General features: G+C 55.3%; 13 protein-coding genes. 5 read left to right on the forward strand and 8 right to left on the reverse strand.

Annotated features, from left to right (window positions below; all coding sequences use genetic code 11):
- Positions 1-241 precede the first annotated feature (241 nt).
- The gene (locus QEP11_RS03780) at positions 242-826 is read right to left on the reverse strand and encodes a GntR family transcriptional regulator (RefSeq protein WP_413788671.1); all 585 of its coding nucleotides are present in this window, start codon (positions 824-826) and stop codon (positions 242-244) included.
- Between the two features lie 338 nt (positions 827-1,164).
- On the opposite strand from QEP11_RS03780, the gene QEP11_RS03785 reads away from it, so the two are divergent.
- The 5 genes from QEP11_RS03785 to QEP11_RS03805 all read left to right on the forward strand — a co-directional run bounded on the left by QEP11_RS03785 (position 1,165) and on the right by QEP11_RS03805 (position 6,203).
- On the forward strand, positions 1,165-2,214 hold the full coding sequence (locus QEP11_RS03785; RefSeq protein WP_284335273.1) for a TRAP transporter substrate-binding protein: 1,050 nt from the start codon (positions 1,165-1,167) through the stop codon (positions 2,212-2,214).
- 65 nt (positions 2,215-2,279) lie between these two features.
- Positions 2,280-2,900, forward strand: coding sequence for a TRAP transporter small permease subunit (locus tag QEP11_RS03790; RefSeq protein ID WP_284335274.1), 621 nt, complete (start codon positions 2,280-2,282; stop codon positions 2,898-2,900).
- Between the two features lie 3 nt (positions 2,901-2,903).
- Positions 2,904-4,187, forward strand: a complete 1,284-nt coding sequence (locus tag QEP11_RS03795; protein ID WP_284335275.1) for a TRAP transporter large permease — start codon at positions 2,904-2,906, stop codon at positions 4,185-4,187.
- Between the two features lie 27 nt (positions 4,188-4,214).
- Positions 4,215-4,892, forward strand: coding sequence for a DUF2848 domain-containing protein (locus QEP11_RS03800; protein WP_284335276.1), 678 nt, complete (start codon positions 4,215-4,217; stop codon positions 4,890-4,892).
- A gap of 12 nt (positions 4,893-4,904) precedes the next feature.
- A complete protein-coding gene (locus QEP11_RS03805; RefSeq protein ID WP_284335278.1) occupies positions 4,905-6,203 on the forward strand; it encodes an amidase in 1,299 nt (432 codons plus the stop codon).
- Between the two features lie 114 nt (positions 6,204-6,317).
- Here QEP11_RS03805 and typA read toward each other — a convergent pair whose 3' ends face one another.
- The 7 genes from typA to QEP11_RS03840 form a co-directional block, all read right to left on the reverse strand.
- Positions 6,318-8,144, reverse strand: coding sequence for a translational GTPase TypA (gene typA / locus QEP11_RS03810; protein ID WP_284335279.1), 1,827 nt, complete (start codon positions 8,142-8,144; stop codon positions 6,318-6,320).
- Positions 8,145-8,168: 24 nt separating this feature from the next.
- Positions 8,169-9,134, reverse strand: a complete 966-nt coding sequence (gene truB / locus QEP11_RS03815; protein WP_284335280.1) for a tRNA pseudouridine(55) synthase TruB — start codon at positions 9,132-9,134, stop codon at positions 8,169-8,171.
- A gap of 3 nt (positions 9,135-9,137) precedes the next feature.
- The gene (gene rbfA / locus QEP11_RS03820; RefSeq protein ID WP_284335281.1) at positions 9,138-9,518 is read right to left on the reverse strand and encodes a 30S ribosome-binding factor RbfA; all 381 of its coding nucleotides are present in this window, start codon (positions 9,516-9,518) and stop codon (positions 9,138-9,140) included.
- 91 nt (positions 9,519-9,609) lie between these two features.
- Complete coding sequence (infB, locus tag QEP11_RS03825) at positions 9,610-12,447, reverse strand: translation initiation factor IF-2 (protein ID WP_284335282.1); 2,838 nt, start codon at positions 12,445-12,447, stop codon at positions 9,610-9,612.
- A 24-nt stretch (positions 12,448-12,471) separates the two neighbouring features.
- Positions 12,472-13,959, reverse strand: coding sequence for a transcription termination factor NusA (nusA, locus tag QEP11_RS03830; protein WP_284335284.1), 1,488 nt, complete (start codon positions 13,957-13,959; stop codon positions 12,472-12,474).
- A 76-nt stretch (positions 13,960-14,035) separates the two neighbouring features.
- Positions 14,036-14,614, reverse strand: a complete 579-nt coding sequence (rimP, locus tag QEP11_RS03835; RefSeq protein ID WP_284335285.1) for a ribosome maturation factor RimP — start codon at positions 14,612-14,614, stop codon at positions 14,036-14,038.
- A gap of 193 nt (positions 14,615-14,807) precedes the next feature.
- Positions 14,808-15,161, reverse strand: coding sequence for a thioredoxin family protein (locus QEP11_RS03840; protein WP_284335287.1), 354 nt, complete (start codon positions 15,159-15,161; stop codon positions 14,808-14,810).
- Positions 15,162-15,189: the final 28 nt, after the last annotated feature.

The following is a 15,189-nucleotide window of genomic DNA, read 5'->3' on the forward strand; positions in this document are numbered from 1 at the left end:
AACAATCAAGGCCGTTGATTGTGTGGGCCTGCCCAACTTGCAGCATTGGCCTACAGGAATGCCAGCCAACCATCGCTTTGCGCTTTATCGCAGGCTTTGACTGAGTGGATTCGGGGGGTAGACAAGTAACGTCAGCCCAGTGCTCTCACGCAAAGTGCCTTCAGTGCATCCAGCCAGTCTCACTCGCTGGAGGTCCTTGTCATAGGACGCCTGCCGCAATGACTGTTGATTGATTTACTTTTCAGCGCTGGCGGAGCAAGGACTCTCTGAACGACAGCACATGTTGCTCAATGCATTCAGCCGCCACTTTGGCATCACCAGATGCCAATGCCTCAACGATTTGCGCATGCTCATCCTGCACTTCCCCAACATGACCATGGTGCGACAAGGAGATGGCCCAAAACCGCTGTGACCGCCCATGCAACACGCGCAGGACATCCATAAGCACAGGGTTGCGTGAAGCCGTAGCAATCACTTCATGGAAACTGCGATCAAGCGCCATCATTTCGGTCATTTTGCGCTGCGCGACAGCTTGGTTGAAAGCGAAAGCTATATCTCGCAAGCGCGCAATTTCATCACCTGTGATGTATTGCGCAGCCAGTCGCGCACACAAGCCTTCGTTGACCAGCCGCACCTCAATCATGTGCATTGCATCATCTATGGACAGTGGAGCCACCATGACCCCTTTGCGCGGAAGAATCTGCACCAAGCCTTCGTTCTCCAGCCGATGCAATGCGTGATTGATCGGAGTGCGGCCCAGCTCCAGGTCCTCCATCAACAATGCAATGTTGAGATATTCGCCAGGTTTGTATACCAGGGTCGTCAAGCGATCATGGAGCGCTTCATAAGCACGTTCGTTTTGCGAAACCGCTGGGCTTGTATCCGTTTTTTTCTTCTCCCGAGCCATCAATACGCCTCTCCACGTTGAAAGCGCAGCGTCGCTGCTTGGGTGTAGATCATATCGATGTTTGCTGGCACGGAATTCGCTAAGCAAGCATGCCGTGTGTTGTGAAATTTCACTGAATTCACAGACATACAGGTAAACCCTTGATAAAAATTTGTGAGATGGCTTTTAAAGTCTCTGTGAAATTTCACAATTTCTTCAGGTTGGTGCAAACCTGCACCGAACTGGTTCCAAGCTTTGAGGTCATGAAAGGACTCTCCATGAAACGTGCTTTGTCTTTGTCTGTATTGGCACTTGCAGCGACTACGCTCACCACCATCAGCCACGCCCAAGACCTTCCCGCCACCAAACTCAAGGTTGTGGGTGCATTGAGCAATCTGAGTCTTTACAACGATTTTGAAAAGCCTTTCTGGACAAAAGTCCTGCCAGCAGCCTCGGGAGGCAAAGTTTCAGGCGACATCAAAGGCTTTAACGACATGGGCCTCAAAGGGCCAGAGGTAATGCGCCTGATGAGTTCAGGCGTGATTGAATTTGGCACCTCTACCCTGGCCTATTTCGCAGCAGACAACCCTATCAATGAAGCCATCGACTTGGCAGGCCTGGCCACCGATGTCAAGACTGCACGTGCTGTGACAGATGCATTCCAGCCCGCCTATGAGAAGTTCTACGGTAGCCAGGGCATCAAAGTTTTAGGCATGTCAACCTACCCTGCACAGGTACTTTTCTGTAATGCAGAAATCCAAGACCTGTCGTCCATCAAAGGCAAGAAGGTCCGCACTTCCAGCCGCACTCAAGCCGAGTTTGTGGAGGCCCTGGGTGGCTCCAGCGTAACCATGGCCTTTGGTGAGGTGGTTCCTGCCCTGCAAAACAAGGTGGTGGACTGTGCAATCACCGGATCACTGTCAGGCTACTCGGCGAAGTGGTACGAAGTTTCAACGCACCTGTACGCACTGCCCATCAACTGGAACCAGCAGATCCACGCGGTCAACAAGAAAGCCTGGGACACGCTCAATCCCGGCGTACAAGCGCTGATCACCGAAAATTTCAAGACCTTGATCAACGACATCTGGGCCGGTGCGGACGAACAGACACAGCAGGGTTACGCCTGTAACTCGGGGCATTCCAGCTGCAATGAAACCATCAAAGGCAAGATGACGCTGGTCCAGCCTAGTGAAGCTGACAAAACTGCCCTGAAGAAGATCTTTGAAGAAAAGGTTCTCACCAAATGGGCGCAGCGCTGCAACGCTCAATGCATCTCGGACTTCAATGCATCCATTGGCCCCATCGTCGGCATGACAGCCAAGAAGTAATTGGCATCTTTTCTCTGTAGGAACGATTTGGCGGACTCGTCCGCCAATCTTTAAAGGAAAGAGTTATGCACTCTGAACCCACTCAAACATGGGCACCGCTGCGCTGGGCCTGTGTTCTTTCACAATACGCTGTCTGGGTAGCTGGCGCCCTTCTGATTGCGAGCGTTCTGCTGATCTGCTTTGACGTTCTGGCCCGCAAATTCTTTGGATTCAACACTGGCGGTGCAGATGAGCTTTCAAGCTTTGCTTTCGCCATCAGTACCAGTTGGGCACTTGCATTCGCGACCTTGCAACGCGCCAATGTGCGTGTTGACGTGCTCTACCAGAAGCTGCCACTCAAGCTTGCCGCTTTTCTGGACTGGCTTTCGGTCGTGGCACTGGGTGTATTCATCGTCTTCCTGACTTGGTACGCATGGGATGTTCTGGCTGCATCCTGGATTCAAAACTCCACAGCCAACTCAACGATGGCAACACCCTTGTGGATCCCACAAGGCATGTGGTTCATCGGTCTGATGTGGATGAGCCTGGTCATGGCCTTGATGCTGTGCCGCTCCTCCTATCTGCTGGTGACTGGCGACATAGATGCGCTGCAAAAGCTATGCGGCGTCCGCTCTGCGCAAGAAGAAGCCGACGAAGAAGCCGCCAATGGCAAGCGTTTGATTCAGTCCGAAAGAGAAGGCCGATAAGTCATGATAGCGACTGCACTCACCCTTTTGATGGTGCTGATCGGGCTGAGCATCCCTGTCGGCGCTGCACTGGGCGTCCTGGGCCTGACCCTGGATCCCATGTTCTCTTCCCTGCCTTTGACCCGCGCACTAGGGGAAATCTCATGGAACACCAACAATGAATTCCTGCTGGTAGCCATCCCCCTGTTCATCTTGCTGGGCGAAGTACTCCTTCGCGCGGGCCTTGCGGAAAAAATGTACCAGTCGATGAGCCTGTGGCTGTCCTGGCTGCCGGGCGGACTGATGCATGCCAACATTGGCGCATCCACGCTGTTCTCTGCGACTTCCGGCTCCAGTGTGGCAACCTCGGCCACTGTGGGCACCGTGGCCATTCCCCAGATCAGGAAGCACGGCTACAACCAGCCTCTGTTTCTGGGTAGCCTGGCCGCTGGCGGCACGCTGGGCATTCTGATTCCGCCGTCGATCAATCTGGTGCTTTATGGCGTTCTTACCAACTCCTCAGTGCCCAAGCTCTATCTGGCAGGCATCATCCCCGGCTTCATGCTTGCTGGTTTGTTCATCCTGACCATCATCATCGCCTGCCTGGTCAAGCCCGAATGGGGTGGAAAAAAGATCAGCGCGACTTGGAATGAGCGCCTGCGCAGCCTCATCAACCTGCTTCCACCCTTGGGCATTTTCTTCCTGGTGGTGGGCTCTATCTACGCCGGATTGGCAACCCCCACAGAGGCCGCCGCCCTGGGTGTACTGGGCGCTCTGGTGCTCGCGGCCTGCTATGGGCGACTGACCCTTTCCATGCTGCGTGAGGCGGTGGAAGGCACCATGAAATCCACCGCCATGATCATGCTGATCGTGATTGCAGCTGCCTTCCTGAACTTTGTGATGTCGGCAACAGGCTTGACCAATGCCATCACAGACTTCATCGGTGGCCTGGGTCTCTCTGCTGGAATGATGCTCCTGGTGCTGATTGCCTTTTACCTCGTGCTGGGCTGTTTCATGGAAACCTTGTCCATGATGATCACAACCATTCCCATCGTTGCGCCAGTAATGATCGGACTGGGCTACGACCCTATCTGGCTGGGCATTTTGATCATCATCCTGGTTGAAGCTGCACTGATCACGCCTCCGGTCGGTATGAATCTGTTCGTCGTGCAAAGCCTGCGCAAGTCAGGCTCCATGAATGACGTCATCATCGGCGCCCTGCCCTTTGTTGCAGCCATGTTCATCATGCTGCTACTGCTATCCCTGTTCCCTTCCATTGCCATGTGGATGCCCAACACTTTCGGTTAATGGAACCGATCTCTATTGGTATTTGAAATGAAAGCTACGTTCAACATTGAATCGCAAGGCCATAGCAAGACGGTCGAAGTCGAGTTGAAAAACCTGATTGTTGCCGGCTGGGCTGGGCGTGATATGGAGGCCATCGAGCACCACATCCTGGAGCTGGAAGCCATTGGTGTGCCACGCCCCAGCAGCGTGCCACTGTACTACCGCATTGGTGCCAACCAGTTTACCCAAGAGCCGGTTGTCCAAGTCGTTGGGCCACACTCTTCCGGTGAAATTGAAGCACTGGTGTTTGAGGCAGAAGGTCAGTTATGCCTGAGCATTGCGTCTGATCACACAGACCGCAAACTTGAGTCTCACAGTGTGGCCCTGTCCAAGCAAGTGTGTGCAAAACCTGCGGCCAGGGATGCCTGGCTATATGCAGATGTTGAAGCACACATAGATGCACTGGTGCTACGCTCTTGGATCATCGAAGATGGTGAGCGCAAGCAGTACCAGGACGGCCCGATGTCTTCCCTGCGCACACCACGCACCCTGATTGACGGCTTTGACGGAAATTTTGCCGAAGGCACTGTCATGACTTGCGGCACCGTGGGCGCTATTGGCGGTATTCGCCCGTCCAAAGTCTTCGAAATGGAACTGTTTGACCCTGTGCTCAACCGCTCACTGCGTCACCGCTACGAAGTTGAAGTGCTCCCCGAAATTGCCTGATAGCCCATAGCCATGACATCAACCTGTGTCCAACGTACCCAGCAAGCCCTGCAGGCCATAGCAGCGGCTGGCGATGAAGGTACACGCATCTTCACCAAGGTTTACAACACCTCTGCGCTGACTGAGGCTGCCGCTGCCGATGCCCGTGCTGCAACAGGCATCTGTTTAGGTCCTCTTGATGGACGCATTGTGTCCATCAAGGACTTGTTCGATGTCGCTGGCGAACCAACCACGGCTGGCTCCAAAGTTCTGCGCAACGCCCCTGCAGCCAAGCAGGATGCGACCGTGGTTCAGCGGCTGCGTGCGGCTGGTGCGGTCATTATTGGCAAGACCAATATGACCGAGTTTGCCTTTTCGGGCATCGGCATCAATCCGCACTACGGCACGCCAGGCAATGCCAAAGACATCCACCGCATCCCCGGTGGCTCTTCATCGGGGGCGGGTGTGGCTGTAGCGCGTGGCATGTGCGAAATAGCCATCGGCTCCGACACCGGTGGATCCATCCGCATCCCTTCCGCACTCAATGGCGTCACTGGCTTCAAGCCCAGTCAATCGCGAACAGCGCGTGAAGGTGCTTTTCCACTGTCCTTCACTTTGGATACGGTGGGCCCGCTGGCACTGAACATTCAAGATTGTGCAATTGCCGATGCCGTCCTGTCGGGTGAAACGGTGGCGCCACTTGCGCAACGCTCCATCGACGGGCTTCGCATTGGCGTTCCCCACGGACTGTTGTTGAGCAATGCCGACCCCGAAGTGCTGCAGGCATTTCAGCAAACCATCAACAGGCTCGAAAGCCTGGGCGCCAGGATCAGGCCCTTGCAGGCAGAGTCACTGATAGAAGCCCCCTTCAAGCTCCAGGAGAACGGCACCTTGATTGCGTGCGAGGCTGCCTGCATCCACGCAACATTGTTTAAAGACGGCAAAGATGACCAGCTGGATGCGCTTGTGAAGTCACGCATAACGCGTGGGCAAACCATCCCTGCCGCCCACTACGTTGCTGTCCAGCAGGCACGTGCCAGACTGCTACCAGAGCTTGATGCAGCCATGGCTGACTTCGATGTACTGATGCTGCCGACTGTGCCCGTGGTTGCCCCCACGATTGCCAGCCTCAATGAAGCAGATGAATTCCACCGGATGAACATGCTCGTGCTGCGCAATACTTCTGTGTTCAACTTTTACGACCTGCCCGCTTGCTCCATCCCGATCACGCGTCAAGAACACGATTTGCCTGTTGGACTCATGCTCGTGGGACCACGTCTAAAAGACCGTGACCTGCTCTCCGTAGCGCAAGCCATCGAAGCAGTTATATAAGCATGAAAAAGTAGCAAAGCTGCTTGGACAAGCATGAAAAAAGCCCGTCAATGCGTATGGCATCAACGGGCTTTTTTATGTGTGCCAGCTCAGAGGCTGGCACAGCATCGCAGATCAGGATTCACGCGAAGCACGCTTGCGATCGTGTTCCTTCAGGTGGCGCTTGCGCACACGCAGGCTGGTAGGAGTGATTTCCAGCAGCTCATCGTCTTCGATGAATTCCACGCCGTATTCCAGCGACAGATCGATGGGAGGTGTGATCTTGATGGCGTCTTCCTTGCCAGAGACACGGAAGTTGGTCAATTGCTTGGTACGCGTTGCGTTCACCACCAGGTCGTTGTCGCGGCTATGGATACCGATGATCATGCCTTCGTACACGGGATCGCCTGCCTTCACAAACATGCGACCACGGTCGTCCAGCTTACCCAAGGCGTAAGTGAAGATTTCACCATCGTCCATGGAGATCAGCACGCCATTCTTGCGACCACCGATTTCACCCTTGTAGGGCTCGTAGCTGTCAAAAATATTGGAGATCAGACCCGAACCACGTGTCAGGTTCAGGAACTCGTTGGTGAAGCCGATCAGGCCACGAGCAGGAATGCGGTATTCCAGACGCACGCGACCACGTCCATCGGGTTCCATGTTGACCAGTTCACCCTTGCGCTCACCCAGCGCCTGCATCACGCCGCCCTGGTGGCCTTCTTCGATATCAGCTGTCACCAACTCGATAGGCTCGTGCTTTTCACCGTTGATCATTTGCATCACGACACGGGGCTTGGACACAGCCAGCTCGTAGCCTTCGCGGCGCATTTCTTCCAACAGGATGGTCAGGTGCAATTCACCACGGCCAGACACTTCAAAGATACCGTCTTCGTCGGTTTCCTTGACGCGCAGAGCCACGTTGGAGCGCAGTTCCTTTTGCAGACGATCCCAGATCTGACGGCTGGTCACGAACTTGCCTTCACGACCTGCCAGAGGCGAGGTGTTCACGCAGAAGTTCATGGTCAGGGTAGGTTCGTCAATCTTCAGCATGGGCAGAGGCTGAGGATTGGCGGTGTCAGTCACGGTTTCACCGATACCGATGTTTTCGATACCGCTGATCAGCACGATCTCGGAAGGACCTGCTTCAGTCGCCTGCACGCGATCCAGACCCTGGAAAGTGTGCACTTGGTTGATCTTGCCGGTGTAAGGCTTACCTTCAGGGCCAGCCATCACAGTCACTTGTTGACCGGGCTTGATGGTGCCCTGAGTGATACGGCCCACGCCAATACGGCCCACGAAAGTGGAGTAGTCCAGCGCGGATACTTGCAACTGCAAAGGTGCTGTGGCATCACCCTTCACTGAAGGCACGTGCTCCAAAATGGTGTCAAACAGGGCGGACATGTCCTCACCCCACTTGCCGCCTGGCTCGCCCTCTTCCTTGGACGACCAGCCATTGATACCGGAGGCGTACACGACAGGGAAGTCCAGCTGCTCGTCGGTCGCACCCAGCTTGTCGAACAGATCGAACGCTGCGTTGATGACCTTGTCAGGGTTGGCGCCTGGCTTGTCCACCTTGTTCACGACCACGATCGGACGCAGGCCCAGAGCCAGAGCCTTCTTGGTCACGAAGCGGGTTTGAGGCATGGGGCCTTCTTGCGCGTCAATCAGCAATACCACACCGTCCACCATGGACAACGCACGTTCCACTTCACCACCGAAGTCCGCGTGACCGGGAGTGTCAAGAATATTGATGTGGGTGTCCTTCCAGGACACCGCGCAGTTTTTGGCCAAGATCGTGATACCGCGTTCACGTTCGATGGCATGGTTGTCCATCACGGTGTCAACCACTTTTTCATGTTCGGCGAAAGTGCCGGATTGGCGCAGCAACTGGTCCACCATGGTGGTCTTGCCATGGTCAACGTGCGCGATGATGGCGATGTTGCGGATTTCTTTGCTCATACTGTTTCCAAAATGCCACGAGACTTATGCGCGCGGCGTGCCTTCTAAGATTTGTTGAATTTCTAGGGGGCTGAGCAGGCGATCGGGTATCAGCTCCCCACTTGTGATGTGCCCCACACCCAGCAAGGCGCGCGGTTCATCTCCATATACGGCTACGGCCTCGGCATCGGGCCAATCACCACGGCGACGCAGACCGGTCAAGAACCGGCCGCTTTCACGCGCGTCCAGCGTCACAACCGTGTGTGCATGCAGCAGACAATCTGCTGGCTGCACATACGCTATGCGCTCTTGTTCGGGCATGTTGATCAATGCATCCAAAGTGATGCAACGATCTACACCAATGCCGCCCGTGTCGATACGTCGCAGCGAACGCAGGTGTGCACCACAACCGAGTGCCTCACCCACATCCTCTGCCAACGTACGAATATATGTACCCTTGCTGCACGTTACGGTCAGCTGTATGGCATCTAAGCCGTCTGCATCCTTGCACAAAACAATGTCCAGTGCATGAATGGTCACATTGCGTGCGGGGCGCTCAATCTCAATCCCGGCACGTGCGTATTCATACAGCGCCTTGCCATCTTTTTTGAGAGCGCTATACATTGGGGGAACCTGGCTGATCGCCCCCGTGAACTGGGCTTGCACCTGTGCCAGCCGCTCGGACGTGATTGTCTCCAAGTCCACTGAACGCTCGCGCAGCACCTCACCCTCGGCGTCTGCCGTGGTGGTGGTCTGACCCAAACGGGCTACAGCAATATAGGTTTTGGGAGCTTCAAGCTGCAGCTGGCTGAACTTAGTGGCCGCGCCAAAGCACAACGGCAGCACGCCGGTGGCCAAAGGGTCCAGTGTTCCAGTGTGACCGGCTTTTTCTGCACGCAACAACCACTTCACTTTTTGCAAAGCGTCATTGCTAGACAAGCCAATGGGTTTATCGAGCAGCACCACCCCATGCACAGGGCGCCGCTGCACCCGTGTGCGCGTGGCGTTCATTGCTTATTGGCCCTCTTCGGGTCCGCGCGACGCCACAGCCTTGGCAATCAAGGCATTCATGTCAGCGGCGCGCTCTGAGGTGCGGTCATATATGAAGTGCAAGGTGGGAACCGTATGAATGTGCAAGCGCTTGAACAAGCCATTGCGCAGAAAGCCTGCAGCTTGATTCAGCGCCTTTTGCGTCTCATCAGGGTCACCCACCAACAAGCTGAAGAACACTTTGGCGTGCGCATAGTCAGGCGTGACTTCCACGCCCTGCAATGTGACCATGCCCACACGCGGGTCCTTCAACTCGCGGGCGATCAGCTCCGCCAGATCACGCTGGATCTGGTCAGAAACCTTGAAGCTGCGATTCGGTGCAGCAGATTTACGTTTAGGTGCCATTAAGAATTACGAGCTTGAGCGTTAGTCAGATAAGGGTTTGAAAGCCGTTCGGCCTTCAAACCCTTTATGCACTATCGCTGGCAGCTATGGTTTACAGCGTACGCGCGATTTCCTTGATTTCGAACACTTCCAGCATATCGCCTTCGCGGATGTCGTTGTAGTTGCGCAGCTTGATACCGCACTCGAAGCCTTCCTTGACTTCCTTGACATCGTCCTTCATGCGACGCAGCGATTCGATTTCGCCCGTGTAGATAACCACGTTGTCGCGCAGCAAACGGAAGTGCGCGCTGCGGGTAACGTGACCCTGGGTGATGTACGAACCTGCAACTGTGCCGATCTTGGAAGCAACAAACACCGTACGGATCTCGGCCATACCGATGATCTCTTCGCGCTTTTCAGGAGCCAGCATGCCGGACATGGCGGACTTCACTTCGTCTACCGCATCGTAAATGATGTTGTAGTAGCGCAGATCCACATCATTGCCTTCGGCCGTCTTACGGGCTTGAGCGTCAGCACGCACGTTAAAGCCGATGATGATGGCATTGGAAGCCAGCGCCAGATTGACGTCGGACTCAGAGATACCACCCACGCCAGAGTACACGATCTGTACCTTGACTTCGTCGGTCGACAGCTTGAGCAGCGAAGCAGCCAGTGCTTCTTGCGAGCCTTGTACGTCAGCCTTGATGATCAAAGGCAGTGTCTGCACATTGCCAGCCGTCATGTCGGAGAACATGTTCTCCAGCTTGGCGGCTTGCTGCTTGGCCAGCTTGGTGTTGCGGAACTTGCCTGCACGATAGGTAGCAATTTCACGGGCACGACGCTCGTCAGCCATCACCATGAACTCGTCACCAGCCAAAGGAACATCAGACAAACCTTGGATTTCCACAGGAATCGAAGGACCAGCTTCCTTGGCGCTCTTACCATCTTCGTCCAACATGGCACGTACACGGCCATAGGTTTGGCCTGCCAGCACCACATCACCCACCTTGAGCGTACCGGACTGCACCAGCACGGTGGCCACAGAGCCGCGGCCCTTGTCCAGCTGTGCTTCAATGACCAGTCCCTTGGCAGCTGCATCCACAGGTGCCTTCAACTCCAGCACTTCGGCTTGCAGCAGTACTTGCTCCAGCAGATTGTCGATGCCCGCACCAGTCTTGGAAGACACCGCGATAAACGGAGAGTCACCGCCGTACTCTTCAGGCACCACTTCTTCCACCACCAACTCTTGCTTGACGCGCTCGGGGTTGGCTTCTGGCTTGTCAGCCTTGGTGATAGCGACCACGATAGGAACACCAGCGGCCTTGGCGTGCTTGATCGCTTCCTTGGTCTGGGGCATTACGCCGTCGTCGGCTGCACACACCAGAATCACGATGTCCGTGGACTGTGCGCCACGGGCACGCATGGCGGTAAACGCCTCGTGACCCGGGGTATCCAGGAAGGTCACGATACCGCGTGGAGTTTCCACGTGGTACGCACCGATGTGCTGGGTAATGCCACCTGCTTCACCAGAAGCAACGCGCGAACGACGGATGTAGTCCAGCAACGAAGTCTTACCGTGGTCAACGTGACCCATCACGGTCACCACAGGCGCACGAGGCAACAGCTCACCGGTGTACTTGGCCGCATCTTCTTCGCTGAAGGCTTCAGGCGAATCCAGTGCAGCCACCTTGGCGGTGTGCCCCATTTCTTCCACCACGATCATGGCGGTGTCTTGATCCAAAGGCTGGTTGATGGTGACCATCTGGCCCATCTTCATCAGCACCTTGATCAGCTCGGAAGCCTTCACGGCCATCTTGTGGGCCAACTCAGCCACAGTGATGGTTTCGGGCACGGAAATTTCCAGAGCGCGGAATTCTTGCTGTTGCTGCTGCTGGTCGTTGCGATCGCCACGACGGCCGCCACGAGGACCACCACGCCAGTTCGAGCGGCCTACGCCACCGGAGCTGTCGCCACGGGTCTTGATTTCCTTCTTCTTGCCTGCATCATTGCCCCAGCTTGAAGACAGCTTGGAAGACTTGACTTCCTTGTCCTTGCCGCGACCTGGCGCAGAAGAATCCTTGTCCTTGGTCGTCGATGTTGTGGCGCCCTTCGCATCCTTGGAACCAGCAGGCTTCTTGGCATCAGCAGCAGGAGCAGCAGGCTTTTTGGGCTCTTCAGGCTTCTTGGCAACCAAAACCTTTTTGGGCGCAGCCATCATGGCGCGAATGGCTTCGGCTTCTTGCAAAGCCTTGCGACGGCGATCTTCCAGGTCCTTGGCACGCGCAGCTTCTTCCGCTTGGCGTTGACGGGATTCTTCCTCTGCCTTGGCACGCGCTTCAGCTTGTGCCTTGGCACGTGCTTCAGCAAACGCAGCATTGCCAGCCGCCGCTTCCTTGGCTGCTTCCTTGGCTTGACGCGCCTTGGCAGCCTCGGCAGCTGCGTAAGCAGCTGCACGCTCTTCAGCTTCGCGCTCCTTGCGCTCGCGCTCTTCGCGCGCTTCTCTTTCTTGACGCGCTTGCGCCAGTTCCACTTCTTGTTGGCTAATCATCTCTGCTTGCTTGCGTGCTTCTTCCTCGCGGCGTGCCAGCTCTTGAGAAGCTTGCGCAGCTTGAGCAGAACGGGCTGCAGCCTCAGCAGCCACTTCGGGGGCATCGTCACGTTTGATGAAAGTACGCTTCTTGCGCACTTCCACTTGAATGGTGCGGGCCTTGCCAGTGGCATCGGCCTGCTTGATCTCGCTGGTCGACTTCTTGGTCAGCGTGATCTTCTTTTTGCCTTCCTCAGATCCATGGCTGGCTTTGAGGTGTGACAACAGTTTTTGCTTGTCCGCTTCGGTCAAGGCGTCTGAGCTGGAATTCTTGGCCACGCCAGCGGCTTTGAGTTGCTCCAGCAGGGTCTCAGGGGATTTTTTAAGTTCGTTTGCGAACTCAGCGACAGTGTTCAAAGACATACTCCGTTCGATCCTCCCTGACCCTTATTCCTGACCGTCGGTGAACCAGTGTTCACGCGCCTTCATGATCAAAGCCTTGGCTTCATCTTCAGTTTGACCGGTCAATTCGGTCAGTTCATCGATGGCCAAATCGGCCAAGTCATCACGAGTCAACACACCGCCAGCTGCCAGCTTGGCTACCAGCTCGGGTGTGAGACCTTCCAGGTCGCGCAACTCTTGCGAGACACCGCTAACGCTTTCTTCCTGAGCGATTTCCATGGTCAGCAGCGCATCCTTGGCACGGGCACGCAGCTCAGTCACGGTTTCCTCATCGAAAGCCTCGATTTCCAACATCTCGGCCAGCGGCACATACGCAACTTCTTCCAAGCTGCTAAAGCCCTCTTCAACCAAGATGCCGGCAAGTTCTTCATCCACATCCAGCTTTTCCATGAACAGCTTGCGTGCGGAGTCAGTCTCTTCTGCTTGCTTCTGGGCGGACTCAGCCGCATCCATGATGTTGATTTTCCAGCCAGTCAAATCCGATGCCAAACGCACGTTTTGACCGCCACGGCCAATGGCGATAGCGAGATTTTCCTCGTCCACCACCACATCCATGGCGTGCTTTTCTTCATCCACAACAATAGAAGAGACATTGGCAGGTGCCAATGCACCAATCACAAATTGTGCTGGATCTTCGGACCACAGCACAATGTCCACGCGCTCGCCAGCCAATTCAGTGGTCACTGCATTCACACGGGTGCCACGCACACCGACGCAAGTGCCAATGGGATCCACGCGTTTGTCATGTGAAATCACGGCGATCTTCGCACGGCTTCCAGGATCGCGTGCGCAGCTCTTGATTTCCAGTAGACCTTGCTCAATTTCTGGCACTTCGTTGCGGAACAGCTCAATCATGAACTCCGGCGCCGAACGAGACAGCACGATGGGTGCGCCACGCAAGGTCAAATCCACTTCCATGATCATGGCACGGACACGGTCACCATTGCGCAGATTCTCCTTGGGAATCATCTCGCTGCGACGCAAGCGGCCTTCCACACGGCCAGATTCGACAATGATGTCGCCCTTGTCCATGCGCTTGACTGTGCCAGTGAAGATCTTTTCGCCACGGGCCATGAATTCGTTGAGCAGCATTTCACGTTCAGCATCACGGATCTTTTGCAAGATCACCTGCTTGGCAGTCATCGCACCGATACGACCGATAGGCAACGACTCGATTTGCTCTTCGATGAACTCACCGACTTGAATGCCTGGTACACGGTCTTCGGCATCCATCAGCATTTCTTCCGCTTCAGGATTTTGCAGACCCGCATCGTCAGGCACCACCACCCAACGGCGGAAGGTGTCGTAATCGCCACTGTCACGATCAATCGCAACGCGAATATCCACTTCACCTTCGTACAGCTTCTTGGTAGCTTGCGCCAAAGCCAGTTCAACAGCGCCAAACACCACATCGCGTTCTACATTCTTTTCGCGCGAAATGGCCTCAACCAACATCAACAGTTCGCGGTTCATGCGATGACTCTCCTAATTTCAATTCTTTCAAGCCTGGCACCTGACAGGGTGCCTGTTCAGCTATGGCGTTTTTCTCTCAAGCGGGCTTTGAGCCGCGCCCCTTGAAGTTCACCACGGGAGCCAAACGTGCCTCTCGCAGCTCATCCAGCGCAAAACCCATTGCCTGCAGCGGCGCGGGTTCACGCTTTTTGCTCACTTTCGCACCAGGCTTGCGCGCAGGCTCGTCACTCCAGACGATCTGCCAGCCGCCCGATTCAGCACGCTCAAGCGTGCCACGGAATTTTTTACGGTTTGCATTCACGACACCACCGCCTGCAGCGCCAATCGCTTCCTTCAGGGTGATATCAATTTCAGAGCCAGTAAAGCGGACGAAGTCCTGTTCATGGCGCAATGGACGGTCGATACCGGGAGAGGAAACTTCCAACCGGGCATAGTCCACACCATCGACCTCCAGCGCAAATTGCAGTTGGCGTGTGACTTTTTCGCAATCTTCTACTGTCACAAAAACCTCTGGTAGCGGATCCGCACCTTCTTCAGGAGCTTGCCAGGGCAAATCAATGGTGATGCGCAGCAGGCCACCTGCAGAACGCTCTATCTCCACCAGGTCATAGCCCAGACCCGTTACGGTTTGTTCAACAATTTGCTGTAGTGCCACGTGCTAAGTTCTATCCCGGAAGTACAAAAAACCCGATAACCATCCTGCAATTAGCTTGCTGGCGGCTTCGAGCTCCAAATGCAAGCGACCAAAAAAAAAGGGCGGTTGGTATCCGCCCGTTTGGTCGTGAATAGCTTATTGTATCCGCAAAGCTTTGATTCGCAACGTCAAGCTCTTGGATTTCCTGCATCACTCACTGCCATTGCGCTGCAATACGCTGCCACATGGCCGTTGCCTCTTGCGGCAAAGCGGAGGATGCCGGCTGACCTTCCATCAAGGACTGCAGCAAACGCTCCAGAACCTTGATCTGCGGTAGCAATGGCCCCAGGAACATGGCTTGCGCACCATGCCCTATCAGCAATGTGGGAAAGGTTTCAACATCCACATCCCCCACCAACGCCTCCTGATCCTCCACGTCCACCCAGGCAAAGCGCACATGTGGATACTTGTCTTGCAGCGCTTGGAACTCGGGCTCGTACTGCCGACATACCCCACACCAAGCAGCGCACAAACACACCACACTCCAATGTGCGGGGCTGCTCATCATTTGACTTTCTTTGTGCAACACCGTTGAT

Source organism: Comamonas halotolerans (assembly GCF_030162935.1).
GTDB lineage: Bacteria > Pseudomonadota > Gammaproteobacteria > Burkholderiales > Burkholderiaceae_C > Comamonas > Comamonas halotolerans.